1 protein-coding gene is annotated in these 545 nt (G+C 64.0%); it reads right to left on the bottom strand.

Annotated features, from left to right (window positions below; genetic code table 11):
* On the bottom strand, positions 1–545 hold a 545-nt coding region (locus RA19_RS25075), incomplete at both ends, for a molybdopterin dinucleotide binding domain-containing protein (RefSeq protein WP_039168516.1).

Here is a 545-nt window from a genome sequence, read left to right as displayed (position 1 = left end):
GAACAGCGCCGCCATGACTTTGCCGTTCTGAAACAAGGCCAGCCGGGCGATGCCTTTGCTGCTGTCTGTCATCAATTGCATCTTGGCATCCGGCATGGCGAACAGATCCCGTGCAGCGGCCTCCGGCTCCAAAAGTGTGGCCAGCCCGGCCAATTCTGCACGGTACCCGGCTTCGGTTCGGGACAAGGCCCAGTACTCTGTCCGAGGTATCATAGGGCGGCAAGAGACAGCAAAGCCGTACCACGCAGGCTGCCAGCGCTCGGCTGCAACAACAGCAGCTTTGCTTTCGGGTTGCCCCGAGACGGGATCGATGGCAGCGGCAACCAGTGTATCCACGCGGGCAGAGGGGGCCGTTTCACCGGTCCAGTGGATTGGCACAAACAGGTCGCCGGGCTGCACATCCGTGGTGATCCGTGCGCGCAGGATGGCCTGGCCATGCGGGCTGCGCAGGCGCAGCAGGTCCGCGGGTTTCACACCCAGCGTCCGGGCGTCCTGGGGATGGATATCAGCAAAGGGTTCGGCAAGATGCCCCGACAGGCGGGCGG

It is taken from the genome of Leisingera sp. ANG-M1 (assembly GCF_000813745.1).
Classification (GTDB): Bacteria; Pseudomonadota; Alphaproteobacteria; order Rhodobacterales; family Rhodobacteraceae; genus Leisingera.
This window is presented reverse-complemented; position numbering and strand designations above follow the sequence as displayed.